Annotated in this window: 11 protein-coding genes and 1 pseudogene; 6 read left to right on the plus strand and 6 right to left on the minus strand. The window is 68.8% G+C overall.

Going from position 1 to position 14,945, the window contains the following annotated elements:
- A partial coding sequence (locus ABD116_RS05535) for a hypothetical protein (RefSeq protein ID WP_343966586.1) occupies nucleotides 1-153 on the plus strand: 153 nt, incomplete at its 5' end.
- A gap of 1,641 nt (nucleotides 154-1,794) precedes the next feature.
- Here the strand turns inward: ABD116_RS05535 and ABD116_RS05540 are convergent.
- The 3 genes and pseudogenes from ABD116_RS05540 to ABD116_RS05550 all read right to left on the minus strand — a co-directional run bounded on the left by ABD116_RS05540 (nucleotide 1,795) and on the right by ABD116_RS05550 (nucleotide 6,563).
- The gene (locus ABD116_RS05540) at nucleotides 1,795-4,266 is read right to left on the minus strand and encodes a DUF222 domain-containing protein (protein ID WP_343965485.1); all 2,472 of its coding nucleotides are present in this window, start codon (nucleotides 4,264-4,266) and stop codon (nucleotides 1,795-1,797) included.
- 589 nt (nucleotides 4,267-4,855) lie between these two features.
- Nucleotides 4,856-5,329 carry a winged helix-turn-helix transcriptional regulator gene (locus tag ABD116_RS05545; protein WP_343965488.1) on the minus strand — a complete coding sequence of 158 codons (474 nt, stop codon included), beginning with the start codon at nucleotides 5,327-5,329 and terminating at the stop codon, nucleotides 4,856-4,858.
- Nucleotides 5,326-6,563 (minus strand): annotated as a pseudogene (locus ABD116_RS05550) (MFS transporter). Before ABD116_RS05550 ends, ABD116_RS05545 begins: the two are co-directional and overlap by 4 nt.
- A 121-nt stretch (nucleotides 6,564-6,684) precedes the next feature.
- Here ABD116_RS05550 and ABD116_RS05560 point away from each other — a divergent pair.
- From ABD116_RS05560 to ABD116_RS05575, 4 genes are all read left to right on the plus strand, one after another.
- On the plus strand, nucleotides 6,685-7,560 hold the full coding sequence (locus ABD116_RS05560; RefSeq protein ID WP_343965492.1) for a helix-turn-helix transcriptional regulator: 876 nt from the start codon (nucleotides 6,685-6,687) through the stop codon (nucleotides 7,558-7,560).
- A 34-nt stretch (nucleotides 7,561-7,594) separates the two neighbouring features.
- Nucleotides 7,595-8,593 carry a hypothetical protein gene (locus ABD116_RS05565; protein ID WP_343965494.1) on the plus strand — a complete coding sequence of 333 codons (999 nt, stop codon included), beginning with the start codon at nucleotides 7,595-7,597 and terminating at the stop codon, nucleotides 8,591-8,593.
- A 68-nt stretch (nucleotides 8,594-8,661) separates the two neighbouring features.
- A complete protein-coding gene (locus ABD116_RS05570; RefSeq protein WP_343965496.1) occupies nucleotides 8,662-11,400 on the plus strand; it encodes a helix-turn-helix transcriptional regulator in 2,739 nt (912 codons plus the stop codon).
- Between the two features lie 213 nt (nucleotides 11,401-11,613).
- A complete protein-coding gene (locus ABD116_RS05575; RefSeq protein WP_343965498.1) occupies nucleotides 11,614-12,330 on the plus strand; it encodes an SDR family oxidoreductase in 717 nt (238 codons plus the stop codon).
- Here the strand turns inward: ABD116_RS05575 and ABD116_RS05580 are convergent.
- The 3 genes from ABD116_RS05580 to ABD116_RS05590 form a co-directional block, all read right to left on the minus strand.
- Nucleotides 12,327-13,208 (minus strand): redoxin family protein, encoded by an 882-nt coding sequence (locus tag ABD116_RS05580; protein ID WP_343965500.1) that lies wholly within the window; start codon nucleotides 13,206-13,208, stop codon nucleotides 12,327-12,329. The two genes, ABD116_RS05575 and ABD116_RS05580, sit on opposite strands and share 4 nt — an antisense overlap.
- Nucleotides 13,209-13,228: 20 nt before the next feature.
- Nucleotides 13,229-13,546: a hypothetical protein gene (locus ABD116_RS05585; RefSeq protein ID WP_343965502.1), complete on the minus strand. Its 318-nt coding sequence runs from the start codon at nucleotides 13,544-13,546 to the stop codon at nucleotides 13,229-13,231.
- 184 nt (nucleotides 13,547-13,730) lie between these two features.
- Nucleotides 13,731-14,354: a VOC family protein gene (locus ABD116_RS05590; protein WP_343965504.1), complete on the minus strand. Its 624-nt coding sequence runs from the start codon at nucleotides 14,352-14,354 to the stop codon at nucleotides 13,731-13,733.
- Nucleotides 14,355-14,490: 136 nt separating this feature from the next.
- Here ABD116_RS05590 and ABD116_RS05595 point away from each other — a divergent pair, with 136 nt between their 5' ends.
- Nucleotides 14,491-14,847 (plus strand): hypothetical protein, encoded by a 357-nt coding sequence (locus ABD116_RS05595; protein ID WP_343965506.1) that lies wholly within the window; start codon nucleotides 14,491-14,493, stop codon nucleotides 14,845-14,847.
- Nucleotides 14,848-14,945: the final 98 nt, after the last annotated feature.

Below are 14,945 nucleotides of genomic sequence, written 5' to 3' on the forward strand. Positions count from 1 at the left end.
CCCACCCCCGGCACCTACCACCTCCTCCTGAAAATCGCCGACCCCCAACTCCCCAACCGTCCCGAATACTCAATCCGCCTAGCCAACCAAAACACCTGGCACCCCACCACCGGCACCAACGACCTGGCCACAACCCTCACAGTCACCCGCTGACCAACACCGCCGTCGTCTGGCGCTGCCCTGAAAAGTCAGCGCCAGACAGGCCGCCCGCTCCCATCAGGTCCACCCGCGTTCCTGATGTCCTCAACTCCCCGAAACTCCACCGGCACCGCACTCCCCGCCCGCACCGCCTCCACCGCCGACTCCGGAGCATCGGGCCTGATCGTGAACCCCACCGCGGTGAAGTCACTGTTCGGCCCAGCTGAATTCACCACACCCCTGTTGGCCCTCATCAGCGCCCACGCAGCCGCTACGAGTTCAGTTCGGCTGTAGACAGCGTTGCGAATCGCCACCGGCACCACCTGACTCGCCGCGACCAGCTTCAACTCAGCCGGCGGCTCACCCTTCCAATACACGACCACGGTCTCGCGATCCCTGAGAATCCGAACCGTCCCCGCATCGCTACTGGGATGCTCCACCAGCCACCCCATCACAGCCTGAGCCGCCTCGTCCGCGGGCGTCGGCAGAATCTCCCCCGCCACAGCCCCTTCCGGATCCCGAGGAACCTTCGGGTCACGACCACCAGACACCATTCCCCACCCCCAACGCCACACCGATCGTCTGCAGTATGAAGCTCACCTCCCAGGTCGTGAACCCCAAACCAACCAGCCATCTGCCGCTCCTCCCCCTGGGCTCGGCCTAGTCCGCCACCACAAGCCGTTCGACCTCAAGACCCACGAACAGTCGGCTCCTGCGCCGTCCTGAGGATCGGGGCGCCAGTCGTTCGCCTGGCGACGGTCATACCAACAGTTCTCCTGCCAGAAGCCTCTTGCATCCCTAGCAGTTGTGGATCCAAGAGGCAGTTACCGAACGCCGGGCAGTCCGGTTGGCGCCCGGCATCTAACACTGTCCGGCCGGGGTCGAACGCCACAGCCTCGCTCGCAGCGAGAGAGGAGGCGTCGGGACCGGACTGACTCCGCGCGAGATTGGCACCACCCCCGAGCCCCCCAGACGACGCCGCCGTACCGCCAGTCCTGTCACCCACTCTTCGCCCCACAGTCTCATCGCCGCTACCCGCAGGACTTCATCGCGACCCACAGGACGTCATCGCGACCCACAAGATGCCGCCGCCACCCACAGGACTTCATCGCGACCCACAGGACGTCGTCGCCACCCACAGGACTTCATCGCGACCCACAGGACGTCGTCGCGACAAGGCCAACCCCAGCCCGAAGCCGGCGTCGAGCTGAAGTCCCCTGATGCCGCGCAACTAGCGGACCCGTACCGCCAACTCCGGACGAGCCTCAACACTGCGCGGTGGAACGACGCGCTCACGTCATACCCTTTAGCAGTCGCCGCCACCTCGGCTCGCGTACGGCGGGAACTTCTACGCGGTCCAGTCGCTGGAGCAGCTCGCCACTGCCGAGACAGCCGTTGTCGCACCAGCGGCGCACAGGTGGATCCTGTGCCCACCCTCTGCCGCTGCAGAAAGCGAGCCATGCCCCTGAGCGAACAACCAACGATCGAAATGCCCGACGGCAACCAGGCGAAGACACTCCACGCCCAGCCCCAGCTGCGCACCTCACGACCGAACCCTCGGTCGTCGACGAGATGTCCGATCGCAATGGCAGGCCGGCCGTTGCGGCTGGTCTCAGACGCCGTTGCGGCTGGTCTCAGACGCCGTTGCGGCTGGTGTCAGGCGCTGTCAGCCTCAGCCCACCGGTCAAATGCGGCTGCTTCCTCGGGTGCGGCCCACGGGACGCTGCCGCCACCGGCGCAGCTCCGAGTAGACGTGCTGGCCGATCCAACTACCCCAGTCGAAGTACCCGCAGTTGGCGAGCCGTCGCCCCACGGATCGACACCAGCACTGTCCTCGCCAGCGCCCCACGGGACCTCATCCCGACAAGACCAACTCCACTCCCGAGCCAATGCCGAACCTGGCGCAGCCGCCGCCCCAGCCTCGTTACCGGCCCCAGTACCGGAGCCGGAGCCGATACCGGAACCAGTACCAGAGCCGGAGCCAGAGCCGGAGCCAGAGCCAGAGCCAGAGCCGGAGCCGGTACCGGAGCCTGAGCCGGTACCGGAGCCTGAGCCAGAGCCGGAGCGGGAGCCGGCTCCGGTACCGGAGCCGGAGCCTGAGCCGGTACCGGAGCCGGAGCCTGAGCCGGTACCGGGGCCGGAGCCTGAGCCGGAGTCAGAGCCGGTACCGGAGCCGGAGCCGGAGCCGGAGTCAGAGCCGGTACCGGAGCCGGAGCCGGAGTCAGTGCCGGTGCCGGAGTCGGTGCCGGAGTCGGTGCCGGAGTCGGTGCCGGTGCCGGTGCTGGAGTCGATGCCGGTGCTGGTGCTCACCGGTACTTCGTCAGCCGCCGCCGGCCGCATCCAGGAGCCAGCGTCAGCCGCCGCGGCTGCTCTGCTCGCGCCGGTCGATGGAGACCAATCCTCAGCATCATCTGCAGACCAAGGCCCAGCACCACTTGCAGGTGTCGTATCCAACCCTGGCAACTCAGACCAGGGATCGGCGTCAACCATCGCCGACGATGCACCCGGGCCGGACCGTCTCTTCGTGGCGGGCTGTGCGCCCGGACCCGGCCGTGTGTCCCGACCAAAGCCTATGTCCGTAGCAGACCGCGTGCCCGGACCAGACCGTTTGTCCGGGCCGGACCCTGTGTCCGGGGCAGACTGTGCCTCCGTCGCAGACCGTGTGCCCGTGCCCGACCGCGTGCCCGGGCCAGGCCGTGCCTCCGTCGCAGACCGTGTGCCCGTGCCCGACCGCGTGCCCGGGCCAGACCGTGCCACCGTCGCAGACCGCGTGCCCGGGCCAGAGTGTGCGTCCGTCGCAGACGGTGGAGCTGGTGGCTGGGGATCCGCGCTTGTCGGTGGTGCGGCCGTGGCGGTTGACCGGACCCAGGGGTCAGTGGCCGTCGGCGCGGGTGCGGTCGCGGGGGTGGTGCTGGGCTGGTCGGGTTTTCGGCCGGTGTTTCGGGGTGGTGGGTTGGCCCAGGTGGGGCGGGTGACGTGGACTTGGTTGTTGATGATGGTGATGGTCCAGTGGCCGTCGTGCAGTGAGTTGTGGTCGACGCGGCAGAGCAGGACGAGGTTGGTGAGGCTGGTGACTCCGCCGTCTTGCCAGCTGACCAGATGGTGCGCGTCGCAGTAGATGGGTGGGGCGTGGCAGATGACGCAGCCTTTGTCGCGCTGGTTCAACGCGTTACGCAATCCGTTGGTGACGTACCGGAACTCGCGGCCGACATCCAGCGGCTGACTGTCCGAGCCGAGCACGATGGGGATGATCCCGGCATCGCACGCCAACCGGCGGATCGCCGCCGCCGAGAGGCCGTCGCCGTAGGTCAGGTCACCGGTGGCGTGGCGGCCGGCGTCGAGGAGGTCGTTGAGGTTGATGGTGACCGCGATGTGCGGCTTGATCCCACCCCGGGTGGGCAGGTCACCGGACGCCAGCGCGATGTCGAGGGCATCGGTCAACGCGTCGGCCTGGCGTTTGCCGCGGGACCGCGGATCCTGTTCGCCGTCGTCGGTCTTGTGGGGTTTCGCGCCGGCCTGGAGGACGGTCTGGAGTTTCTCGGCGTTCTCGCCGGCCAGGTAGCCGCCGAACTTGACGCCGTCGTCGGCCTTCTTGACCCAGACTTCTTCGCGGGCGCGGGCGGCGGCTTCGCGGGGTTCGGGGCCGTCGGTGTCGAGGATGTTGCGGACCTGTTCGCCCAGGCTGCGCAGGTCGCCGGGGTTCATGTGCCGGGCGGCCTGGACCATCGCGTCGGCGGCGGCGTCGAGTTCTTCGACGGGGATGTTGGCGCGTTGGGGGAGTTTCTCCAGCGCGGACACGATCGCGTCGGCCTGCGCCGACGACAGCACCACGGCGTCGTCGGGCAGGTCGTTGCCGGGGGTGGGGAGCGCGGCGGCCACGGTCGGGTGTTTCGGGAGTGCGACGGCGAGGCGGACCCGGCGGCGGGCATCGGCGGGGTCGAGGCGGTAGCGTTTCTCGAGCAACCGGGCGGTGTCATGGGCACCGATCTCTTCGGCGTACCTGATCTCGTCCAGGCGGCGGACAACCTGGTGGCGGCGGGCCAGCAACTCTTCGATCGTGGCCTCGATGACGTCGGAGTCGGACAGCAGCTCGTCGCCGCTCATCGTCTCCACCGCCCGGTCGTCCATACCCGTAACGTTAGACGGGTCCGGCGACAGTTTTGGGCCGGAAAGCCCTTATCCACAAGGTGAATTCCTCACCACTTCACATCGACCAAGTACCTGTAGGTTGTTTGAGGAGCGGGGCCTCGTTCGGCGTTCGCGCCGCGGCTACGCCACTCGACGTCGACAGCAGCCGACCCGCCCCTGCCTTTCACCTCGGCGCCCTTGCCGCCCAGCAACCGACCTTCGTCCCAGCACTGCGTGAACCACAGCGACAACCGGGTTGGCCTGTAGTTCTGGCCTGTAGTTCTGGCCTGTACTTCTTGCCTGTAGGTCTTCGCCCACGACCGTCGCTCCCGGCACTGCCTAAACCACAACGGAAGCCGGTCTCTATGTAGTTCTTCGCAACTGGGAGCCCGGCACAGCGTGAACCACAGCAGCAGCCGGGACTGGCTGTTGCTCTTCGCTGTTGCTCTTCGCTGTTGCTCTTCGCTGTTGCTCTTCGCTGTTGCTCTTCGCTGTTGCTCTTCGCTGTTGCTCTTCGCTGTTGCTCTTCGCTGTTTGGTTGTTGCCCAAGGCACCCATCGGCCGGCCGGGGTGTCTTGCCTGTGTGGGGTCAGCGCCAGATCAGGTGGTCGGCGGGGCCGCCGGGGACTGGTTCGAAGGTTACGTTTTCGTTGGGGACGGCTTGGCCGGTGGTGTCGATGAAGGCTACTGAGACGAGTTCGCCTGTTTGGGTGTTGCGGCGGAGGACTGTGGGGCCTTCTTCGCGGGGTTCGTAGATGTCGCCCCATTGCTGGAGGGCGGCCAGGGTCAGCTTGAGGTCCTTGCCGGCCTGGGTGAGGTGGTAGGAGGAGCGGGTGCGTTCGCCTTCGGCGCGGTAGTCGTGCTTCTCGAGGACGCCGGCTTCCACCAGGGTGTGCAACCTGGCGGTGAGGATGTTCGGGGCGATGCCGAGGATTTCTTTGAACTCGGCGAAGCGGGTGTTGCCTCGGTGAACCTCGCGGAGGATCAGGAAGGACCAGCGGTCGCCGATGACCTCCAGAGTGCGGGCGATCGAGCAGGTCGGTCGAGCTGTTTCAGTCTTCATCGGGCCTCCGCTTCCAAATTACCCCGTACTGCGAGCAGCCCCGCCACTCCGAACGCCAGGACCGTAAGCACTCCGATTGCCAGCACGCCAAGGAGCAATGCCGTGCTGAGCCCGAAGGCGGTAGCGATGGCTCCGAGCGACAACGCCACCGCGCCTTGACCGACGTAGGCCACCAAGTAGACCGCAGAGACGGTACCGCCTCGGTGGTGGGCCGGTGCGTGGGTGGCGACGAGCCCCAGTCCACCAGAGAACAGCAGGCCATAGCTGACTCCGCCGAGCAGGCTGGTCACGATGAACAGCAGCAGCGAGTGCGTCTGCGCCGAGACCTCCAGCAACGTCAGCGCCGCAGCAACGAAGCCCGTACCGACGAGAACCTGCCGTCCTGCCGGGAAGCCACGGGTCAAGATCGCCGTCACCCCACCAGTCGCCGAGAGGATCGCGAGCACCAGCCCGGTCACGAAGATGTTGGTCGACCCGATCAGGTCACGAGCCAATTGGGCGCCCAAGGCAAGGAACACCGTGCCGAACGCGAACGACGTCGTCACCGCGAGCGCAGCAGCGGCGTACAGGAGCCGGATCCCCTTGGGCACCCTGATCGGGCGCGGGCGCCACCGGCCCTGGCTCTCGTCCTTGGTGTGCCGCGGCATCGCCCACACGAACGGGAACACCACAGCGATCACCGCCACCAACACCCAGAAGTCCAGATGCCGCGGCGCCGGACCGTACTGGATCAGCCCGCCACCAACAATCGTCGCCAACGACAACCCGACCGTCGTCGCCGCAGTCGTCACAGACGAGGCCCGCGCAGCCTTCCCGCGAGCACTGAACTCGACCGCGGCAGCGTCGCCGGCGCCAGCGCCAACCCGACGCCCACCCCCATCAGCGCCCGCCCGGCATAAACCCAGCCGACCGACGGGGCCACCGCGAACAGCAGCACCCCACCGAGCATCGCGCCGAGCCCGTACAGCATGGTCGTCCGTCGCCCGATGTAGTCGGACAGCTGCCCGAACACCAGCAGGAACACCACGAGCACGATCGGATAGACCGCGAAGATCGCCGTCGTAGCGGTCGGCGTCAGATGCCAGGTTCGAGCGTAGAGCGGGTACGTCGTGGTCGGCGCCGCGCTCGTCCAGAGGCTCAGCCCCGCGACAGCCGCCGCGGTCCAGAAACTGGCCTTCCGGCTCAACGTCCGCGGTTCTCGCGCGGTCACGACAGGTAGTTCGAGTGTGGTCATGCTGATCCTCAACACCTGAATATCGATTTGCAATCCAGCTACGGCTATGACCTGGGTCACACCACTGCCTGACCTTCAGCGGGTCAGGCTGGCATTACGGCCCCGACGCATACTCGGAGACATGAACGGAAGCGGGGAGCTCGGCGAGTTCCTGAAGGCAAGGCGAGCGCGACTGCTCCCCGAAGACGTAGGCCTCAAGACCTACCTCGACAAGCGCCGCGTACCCGGTCTGCGCCGCGAGGAGGTAGCGCTCCTCGCAGGAATCAGCGCCCCGTACTACACCCGCCTCGAGCAGGGACAGTCCCACCGAGCGTCGCCCGAGATCCTCGACGCCATCGCCCAGGCCCTCTGCCTGACCGAGTCCGAGCGAACCCACCTCCGCCTCCTCGCCGACGCCAAACAGCGTCGCCCCTCCACCCGCCGGCCCGCCCCCGAGCGCGTCACCGACGCGACGACTGCTCTCCTGGATGCCCTGAACGACGCGCCGACGATCGTGCTCGGGCGCAGTACCGACGTACTGGCCTGGAACCAGCTCGGACATGCCCTGTACGCCGGCCACCTACCGCCCGACGCACCCCGGCAACCGTCGACCCGGCCCAACATGGCAAGGCTGGTGTTCCTGGACGCGCATCTGCGCGAGCTCTACCCCGACTGGCTGAGCAAGGCCCGCGCCGTGGTCGGCAACCTGCGAATCGCGGTCGGCCGGAACTCCGACGATCCCCTGCTGCTCAACCTGATCGGCGAGTTGACCGTCAACAGCCCCGAGTTCGCCGCCCTCTGGGGTGACCACCGCATCCAGCCCTGCGACGTCGCGGCCTATGCGATGAACCACCCGTTGGTCGGCAGCCTGACGGTCACCCAGCAGACGCTGCAGAGCCCCTCGCGACCGGACCAGTACATCGTCGTCGCCACCGCCGAGCCCGGCTCGCCGTCCCAGACCGCGCTGAACCTTCTCGCCCAGGCGACCGCGCCCACCAAGACTTACCAGCCAACCTGACAACACCCAAAACCCAACAAAACAAGGGATACCCATGTCCAGAATCAAGGCGCTCTCAGCCGTCGCACTAGCCGCAAGCCTCGCCGCAGCCGGCCTCCAGTCGACCGCCGTCGGCGCAGCAGCGGCCGGCCCGTCGTCTCCCAGCCTCTCGGCCGCCGCCGTCGCCTCCCGCGCGACCGCTGCCCGCATCGCAGTGCACTTCGACCTCGCAGCCGGCCAAACGCCCGAGAACGTCGCCCTAGCCCCCGGCGGCGTCCTCTACGTCACCTTCGCCGTTGGCCGCCAGATCGCCCGAATCGACCCCGACGGCACTACCCGCGTCCTCGCCACCCTCCCCGCTCCCGCCGACGGCGCCAACCACACCCCCGTCCTCGGTTTCCCCCTCACCTCCGGCATCGTCCGCGACACCAACGGCACCCTGTACTTCCTCTACGCCACCGGTACGACGGACCTGACCGGCCTCTACCGCCTCCGCCCCGGCGGCAAACCCGAACGCATCGCACCCCTCCCAGCCACCGGCCTCCCCAACGGCCTCGCACTCGACAAGCGCACCGGCACCCTCTACATCGCCGACTCAGTCCTCGGCACGATCTGGCAGGTCCCGAAGACCGGCGGCACGCCCAAGGCCTGGTCGACCGCACCAGAACTGGCCAGCACCGGCTTCCTGGGTGTCAACGGCGTCAAGCTCCGAGACGGCGCCGTCTGGGTCACCAATCTCGACAAAGGCACGGTCCTGCGGATCCCCATCGATCACCACCAGCGGGCCGGCCAGCTCCAGACCCGCGCGACCGGCCTGCCCGGTATCGACGACTTCGAGTTCACCGGTCACGGCGACGACCTCGTGGCGACGATCGACTCGGCCGGCACCCTCGTCCTGATCCGCCCCGACGGCACCCGCAAGACGCTGCTCACCGGCGCCGACGGTCTCCAGAATCCGACCTCGGTCGCAGTACGGGGAAACACGGCCTACGTACTCAGCGCCGCCTACCTCACCCAGCAGGACCCCAACCTCGTCATCGCCCGCATCCACTAGGCACGACCGCACGACCGCACGAGCTGGCGACGATTGCGCCCGGGCCACCCGGATGCAAGCCTGGCCCCGTGGCCATCGGAGATCGTGAGCTGCGCGGACGCCGGCAGGAGAACGCCGTACTCGACGGCGTGATCGACGCCGCGCGGGCCGGCCGGGCCGGCGTACTGGTACTCCGCGGCGAAGCCGGTGTCGGCAAGTCGGCCCTGCTCGACGCGTTCGTCGCCCGCGGCAAGCGATGCCAGGTCGCCCGGGCCGCGGGCGTCGAGTCCGAGATGGAGCTCGCGTACGCCGGACTGCAACAGCTCTGCCAGCCGTTCCTGGGCCGGCTCGACCACCTGCCGCCGCCTCAACGCGACGCCCTCGGTACTGCGTTCGGCCTGGTGAACGGATCGGCGCCGGACCGGTTCCTGGTCGGCCTGGCCGTCTTGAATCTGCTCAGCGACGCGGCCGACCAGCAACACCCCGTGGTGTGCGTCGTCGATGACGCCCAGTGGCTGGACCGGGTGTCCGCGCAGGTACTCGCCTTCGTCGCCAGGCGGCTGGAGGCCGAGTCGGTGGTGCTGGTCTTCTCCGTCCGCGACGGCGAGGAGCACGAACTGACCGGCCTCCCCGAGCTGGAGATCCGCGGCCTCGACGGCGACGACGCGCGGGCGCTGCTCGACTCGGTACTGCCCGGGCTCGCCGACCAGCGCGTCCGCGACCGGATCGTCGCCGAGACCCGTGGCAACCCGCTCGCCCTGCTCGAACTGCCACTCGCCTGGACCACCGCGGAACTCACCGACGGATTCACCTCGGGAGGTCTGGCCGGCCGGATCGAAGAGGGCTTCGCACGACGCCTCGAACCGCTCCCCGCCGACACCCGGCTGCTCCTCCTCACCGCCGCCGCCGAACCGCTCGGCGACGCGACCCTGCTCTGGCGCGCGGCCGAGCAGCTCGGTCTAGGCGCTGACCCGGCAGCGGCCGCGATCGAGTCCGGGCTGATCAGCTTCGGCCAGCACGTCCGGTTCCGGCATCCGCTGGTGCGCTCGGCGGCGTACCGGATGGCCTCGCCGCAGGATCGGCAGGCCGTGCATCGGGCCCTGGCCGAGGTGACCGACCCGGCGGTCGATCCGGATCGGCGGGCCTGGCACCGCGCCCAGGCGACGGCGCGACCCGACGAAGACGTCGCGGCCGAGCTCGAGAACTCTGCTCACCGGGCCGCCGGCTGCGGTGGTCTCGTCGCGGCCGCCGCCTTCCTTGAACGCTCGGCGGCGTTGACACCCGAGCCCGCCCAGCGCGCCCGACGAGCCCTGGCAGCAGCCGGAGTGATGCGCAGTTCGGGCGCGCTGCGCGGCGCGCTCACCCTGCTCGGAAGCGCTGCCTCGGGACCACCGGACCCACTCCGGGCCGCCGAGATCGAACGCCTGCGGGGAGAGATCGCCTTCGACCAAGGGCACGCCGGCGACGCTGCCCGGCACTTGCTCGACGCGGCCAAGCAGCTCGAACCGCTCGACCCCGGCCAATCGCGCGAGACCTATCTCGAGGCGTTGTCGGCCGCGATGTGGTCCACCGGATCTGAGGCCCCGGCCATCCTGATGGAGACGGCGAACGCAGTACCGGCTGCCACTGAATCGGAGCGGCCGGTCGACCTCCTGCTCGACGCGCTCGCCTTGCGCTTCACCCGTGGATATCCAGCGGCCGCACCGGTGCTCGCCAAGGCACTCGCCCATGCTCTGCAGACTGAGATCGGCGCCGACGAGGTCAGCAGCTGGCTCTGGCTGGCCGGGAACCGCGCGGGCGGCACGATCGCGCTCGAGGTCTGGGACTTCGGCGCAGCGCTCGAGCTCGCCCTCCGGCAGGACCGGCTGGCTCGCGAGTCGGGCGCCCTGGTGCAACTGCAGTTCGCGCTCAACTTCCGGGCCAACCTCCTGTGCCTGACCGGCGAGCTGTCCGTCGTGGCGGGGCTGCTCGAGGAGGACCGCCGGATCGCGGCCGCCTCGGGCAACCCGCGAGTGGCCTACGGCAACCTCATGCTCGAAGCGTTCCGGGGCAACGAGGCGACGGCGACCCACCTGATCGACACGACCATCCGCCAGGCGACGGCCCGCGACCAGGGTCGGATGACGGCGTTCGCGACGTACGGGAGGGCGGTGCTGCACAACGGCCTCGGGCGGTACGACGTTGCGCTGGAGGCGGCCCGCCAGGTGTTCGAGCAGGATGTCGTCGGGTACGGCGTACTGGTGGTGAGCGAGCTCGCCGAGGCAGCGTCGAGGACCGGTGACACCAAGCTGGTCGAGGCCGCTCTCGCGTGGCTGACCGAACGGACCAGCGCCCTCCCGACCGACTGGGGGCTCGGCATCGAGAGCCGTGTCCGCGCATTGCTGACGTCGGACGAGGCGGCGTACCGCGAATCGCTCGACCGGCTCAGCCGGACCAGCCTGCGCGTCGAGATCGCCCGCGCCCACCTCCTGTACGGCGAATGGCTACGCCGCGAGGGTCGTCGCGTCGATGCCCGCGAGCAACTCCGGGCAGCCCACGACCTGCTGATCGAGATGGGACTCGGAGGATTCGCCGAGCGTGCCCGGCACGAGCTGCTCGCCACGGGTGAGACCGTCCGCAAGCGCTCACCCGAGACGGCCAACGACCTCACCGCGCAGGAGGCCCAGATCGCCGGCCTGGCCCAGGACGGCCTGACGAACCCGGAGATCGCTGCGCAGCTGTTCATCAGCCACCGGACCGTCGAGTGGCACCTGCGCAAGGCCTACTCCAAGCTCGGCATCACCTCCCGGCGGCAGCTCCGCGGCGCGCTCGCCCGCTCCCCTGCCTGACGCACCAGAGCCTTCCACGGATGCGAACGACCGCTGCCGGCACCGGATCGCCAGTACCAGGCTCTGCCCGTCGGCGAGTTCGCCGGTGGTGCGCCTGTGCGGAGTTCAGTGACCCGGACGGCAACGGGTGGATCCTCGTGGAGGCGCCTATTGTGGCAACTCCATGAAGGTGATGGTGACGCCCGCACTCGACCCGCAGCGAACGGAGTAATGATGAGCGAACTGGACGGCCAGACCGTCGTGGTGATCGGCGGCAGCCTGGGGATCGGGCTGGAGACCGCCCGGCTGGCGCGGGCCAAGGGCGCCAAGGTGATCATCACCGCCCGCAACGCCGAACGGCTCGAAGCGGCCGGACAGGAGCTGGGCGCGGAGACCGCTGCCTTCGACGCCACCGACTTCGCCCAGCTGACGAGCTTCTTCCAAGGCCTGCCGGCCCCGATCGACCACGTCCTCGTCACCGGCCCAGGCCCGTACTACGCTCCGCTGCCGGAGCTCGACCTCGACAAGGCCCGCGAGGACCTCGAGTCGCACCTGCTGCTTCCGATCCTGATCAGCAAGCTGGCGATCGGCAAGGTGCGCCCCGGCGGCACCCTGCTCTTCATGGGTGGCACCGGCGGCCGCAAGAGCGCACCCGGGATGTCCGTCATCGGCGCGCTGACCGCCGCGGGACCCGCCCTGACCAGGAATCTCGCCGTCGAACTCGCCCCGATCCGGGTCAACCTGATCGCGGCCGGCTTCGTCGACACTCCCCTGTCGGCGACACTGCTCGGCGATCAGCTCGACACCCGGCGCGAGCAGCTCCGATCGACGCTGCCGATCGGCCGGGTGGTCGGCCCGGAGGACATCGCCACCCTGGCCGTCCACCTGATGACCAACACCGCCCTGACCGGGGCCACCTACGACATCGACGGCGGCCAGCAACTCGTTTAACCAAATGTGAAGACGTAGGCCTCCGCGCCGGCTTCGAGAAAGGTGATCTCCACCGTACGGTCCCAGACCGGCCCGTCCTGCCGGATCAGCTGGTACATCCGGCCGGCCTCGAGCAACCCGTTGCCCTCAGCATCGACATCGACCCCGTGGGACGCGCCCGGCGGCTGCCCGTCGAGCAGCACCCGGAACGGAATCGGCTCACTCCGCCGCGACGACAGCACCAGATGCGCATCCCTGGCACGGAAGGGGAAGGCGATGCTGCCACCCGCCTTGTCCAGTACGACGTACTCCCGCTCAACCCTCCAGTCGCCGGCCAGCCCCTCGATCGGCTCACCACGCGTGTACCCGAGGTAGGTCTCCGGAGTACGCAGACTGGCCCAGTCGGCCTCCGCCTCGACGCCGACACCCACGACCGACGGCGAGACCAGCTCACGCTCGATCCCGAGCAGTTGCTGGATCACGCGCTCGGACTGCTCGTACCTGCCTTCGCCGAAGTGATGATCGCGGATCTTGCCGTCGCGATCCACGAAGTACAGGGCCGGCCAGTAGTGGTTGGCGAACGCCGTCCAGATCCCGTAGTCGTTGTCGAGGGCAACGGGATAGTCGATCTCCCGCTCGGCGACCGCCAGCCGGACCCGGTCCAGCTCGTGCTCGAAGCCGAACTCCGGCGTGTGCACCCCGACGACGACCAGCCCGTCGTCGCGGTAGGCGCGCGACCAGGCCCGGACGTACGGCTCGGTGCGCAGCCAGTTGATACAGGTCAGGGTCCAGAAATCCACCAGCACCACCTGGCCGCGCAGCCGGTCCAGGGCCAGTGGCGCGGTGTTCAGCCAGGCCGAGGCCCGGTCGAACGACGGCATGTGCATCCCTGCGAACATGACCACCCCTCCAGTCGGAGTCAGCCCCTGCGTTCGATCGCCCGGAGCGTCTTCTCGAACGCCTTGCCGAGGATCCGCCGGCCGCCGACGGTCAGCAGCGCGCCCAGCAGCTTGCCCTTGACGCCCATCCCGACCCGGTCGACGACGACCGCGATGTCGGTCTTGCCGTCGGGCCGCTCGGTCAGCGTGTACTCGTGACCGGAGCCCGGGCCCCACAGGTTGGACTCGGTCGTCTTCAGCACGATGTGGTGCGGGTCGGTCCAGTCGTAGGACAGCCGCTCCCAGATACCGTTCGAGCCCTCGGTGACGTCGGCATGGCCGGGGCTCTGGCTGTGCACCTTCAGGTAGCCGTCGGTGCTGTTGCCGAACAGGTCCCCACGCCCCGGGGCCGAAGTCGGTCAGGCCGGCGATGAATTGCTCAGGTGTCGCGGTGGTGGTCTGGGTGAAGCGAATTGTCGCCATACTCGAACCATACCGGCGGCGAGGCGGCCTGGCGGCCACCTCGCCACTGCCTGTGGACGGTTACTCGGGCAGGTCGGCGCCGGACTGTTCGGCGACCATGTACGCGGCGTACCAGGCAGGCCACTGCTCATCGTGTTCGCCGGTGCGCTTCTCGTGTTCGCCGTGCGCGGTCGCTGCCCGGATCAGGGCGTCCTGGACGTCCTGCACCGAGGCGTAGGTGGTCTCGCCGGAGTCGATCCGCCCGGGCAGGCGCTTCGTGATCTCCTGCAGAAGCCAGGTGTTGCCGTCGGGATCGCTGAAGGTCGCGAACGAGCCGTAGCTGGCCCCGTCCTCGGCCCGGCCACTCTCGCGCCCCTCGCCGTCGGCGGCGAACTGGGCACCCGGCGCGACGCTGTGGAAAACCTCGCTGACCTTGGCTCCCTTGGCCAGCAGTTCCTCGCGAGCGGCCTCGATGTCGGAGACGACCAGGTAGAGCCCCTGGGCCGAACCGGCCGGCGCCGAGGTGATCTTCGACCCGAACTGGACGGACGCCGGCGACCCCGGCGACGTGAACTGCACGACCCGGAAGCCGTTGTCGAACGCGAAGTCGGCGTCGAGCCGCCAGCCGAGATCGCCGTAGAACGTCTTCGCCCGGTCCACGTCGGTGACCGGGATGACAACCGCTTCGAGCTTCAGATCGCTCATGACTCTCTTCCTCCTGAGTAGGACTGGTGACTACACCCTCGCGCTCCAGCCCCCACTCTCGCACCAGTACGACCCCCTGGTCATCGCACGGGCCAGAACCTGGCGGGGCGGATTCCGGAGGCGCATCATCGGCAGTATGGGGTGGTACGTCGTGCGGATCCAGGTGCGGATGGGCTGGCCCGCGTCGGCGTCCGAGCTCCACGAGATCCGGTACGCCGGGCGCCGGCTGCCCTGGCCGATGCGGCTGCGCGCCGACCTCTGCTTCGTGCACGGCGACGTGGAGTTCACCCTCCGGACCCGGAGTCAGACCCCGGCAATGGCGATCCAGCAGGTCAGGCTCGCGCTGCCGATGCTCCGGTTGCGGCGTGAGCTGGTCCGGCAGATCGACGTACGGCGCCTGCATCCGCTCCCCTCCCACCGGGAGCTACTGGCCACCTGGATGCCTCCGCCGGACCGGCCGCGACTCGTTCGGCGACGCTCCGTCGGCCGCTGAATCCAGCGGGTGACAAGAACAATTCGCCCAGAGTTGTTCAGCTTCTGTTCGCCTGCGGCAGTGAGGATCGGGGTCACGTCCAGGATCCAAGGAGCAAC

It is taken from the genome of Kribbella koreensis, from assembly GCF_039525325.1.
GTDB lineage: Bacteria > Actinomycetota > Actinomycetes > Propionibacteriales > Kribbellaceae > Kribbella > Kribbella koreensis.

Excerpts from the sequence above, each read along its gene's own strand:
- ABD116_RS05540 (WP_343965485.1), bottom strand. The coding sequence starts at position 4,266 with ATGGACGACCGGGCGGTGGAGACGATGAGCGGCGACGAGCTGCTGTCC.
- ABD116_RS05545 (WP_343965488.1), bottom strand. The coding sequence starts at position 5,329 with ATGAAGACTGAAACAGCTCGACCGACCTGCTCGATCGCCCGCACTCTG.
- ABD116_RS05560 (WP_343965492.1), top strand. The coding sequence starts at position 6,685 with ATGAACGGAAGCGGGGAGCTCGGCGAGTTCCTGAAGGCAAGGCGAGCG.
- ABD116_RS05565 (WP_343965494.1), top strand. The coding sequence starts at position 7,595 with ATGTCCAGAATCAAGGCGCTCTCAGCCGTCGCACTAGCCGCAAGCCTC.
- ABD116_RS05575 (WP_343965498.1), top strand. The coding sequence starts at position 11,614 with ATGAGCGAACTGGACGGCCAGACCGTCGTGGTGATCGGCGGCAGCCTG.
- ABD116_RS05580 (WP_343965500.1), bottom strand. The coding sequence starts at position 13,208 with ATGTTCGCAGGGATGCACATGCCGTCGTTCGACCGGGCCTCGGCCTGG.
- ABD116_RS05590 (WP_343965504.1), bottom strand. The coding sequence starts at position 14,354 with ATGAGCGATCTGAAGCTCGAAGCGGTTGTCATCCCGGTCACCGACGTG.
- ABD116_RS05595 (WP_343965506.1), top strand. The coding sequence starts at position 14,491 with ATGGGGTGGTACGTCGTGCGGATCCAGGTGCGGATGGGCTGGCCCGCG.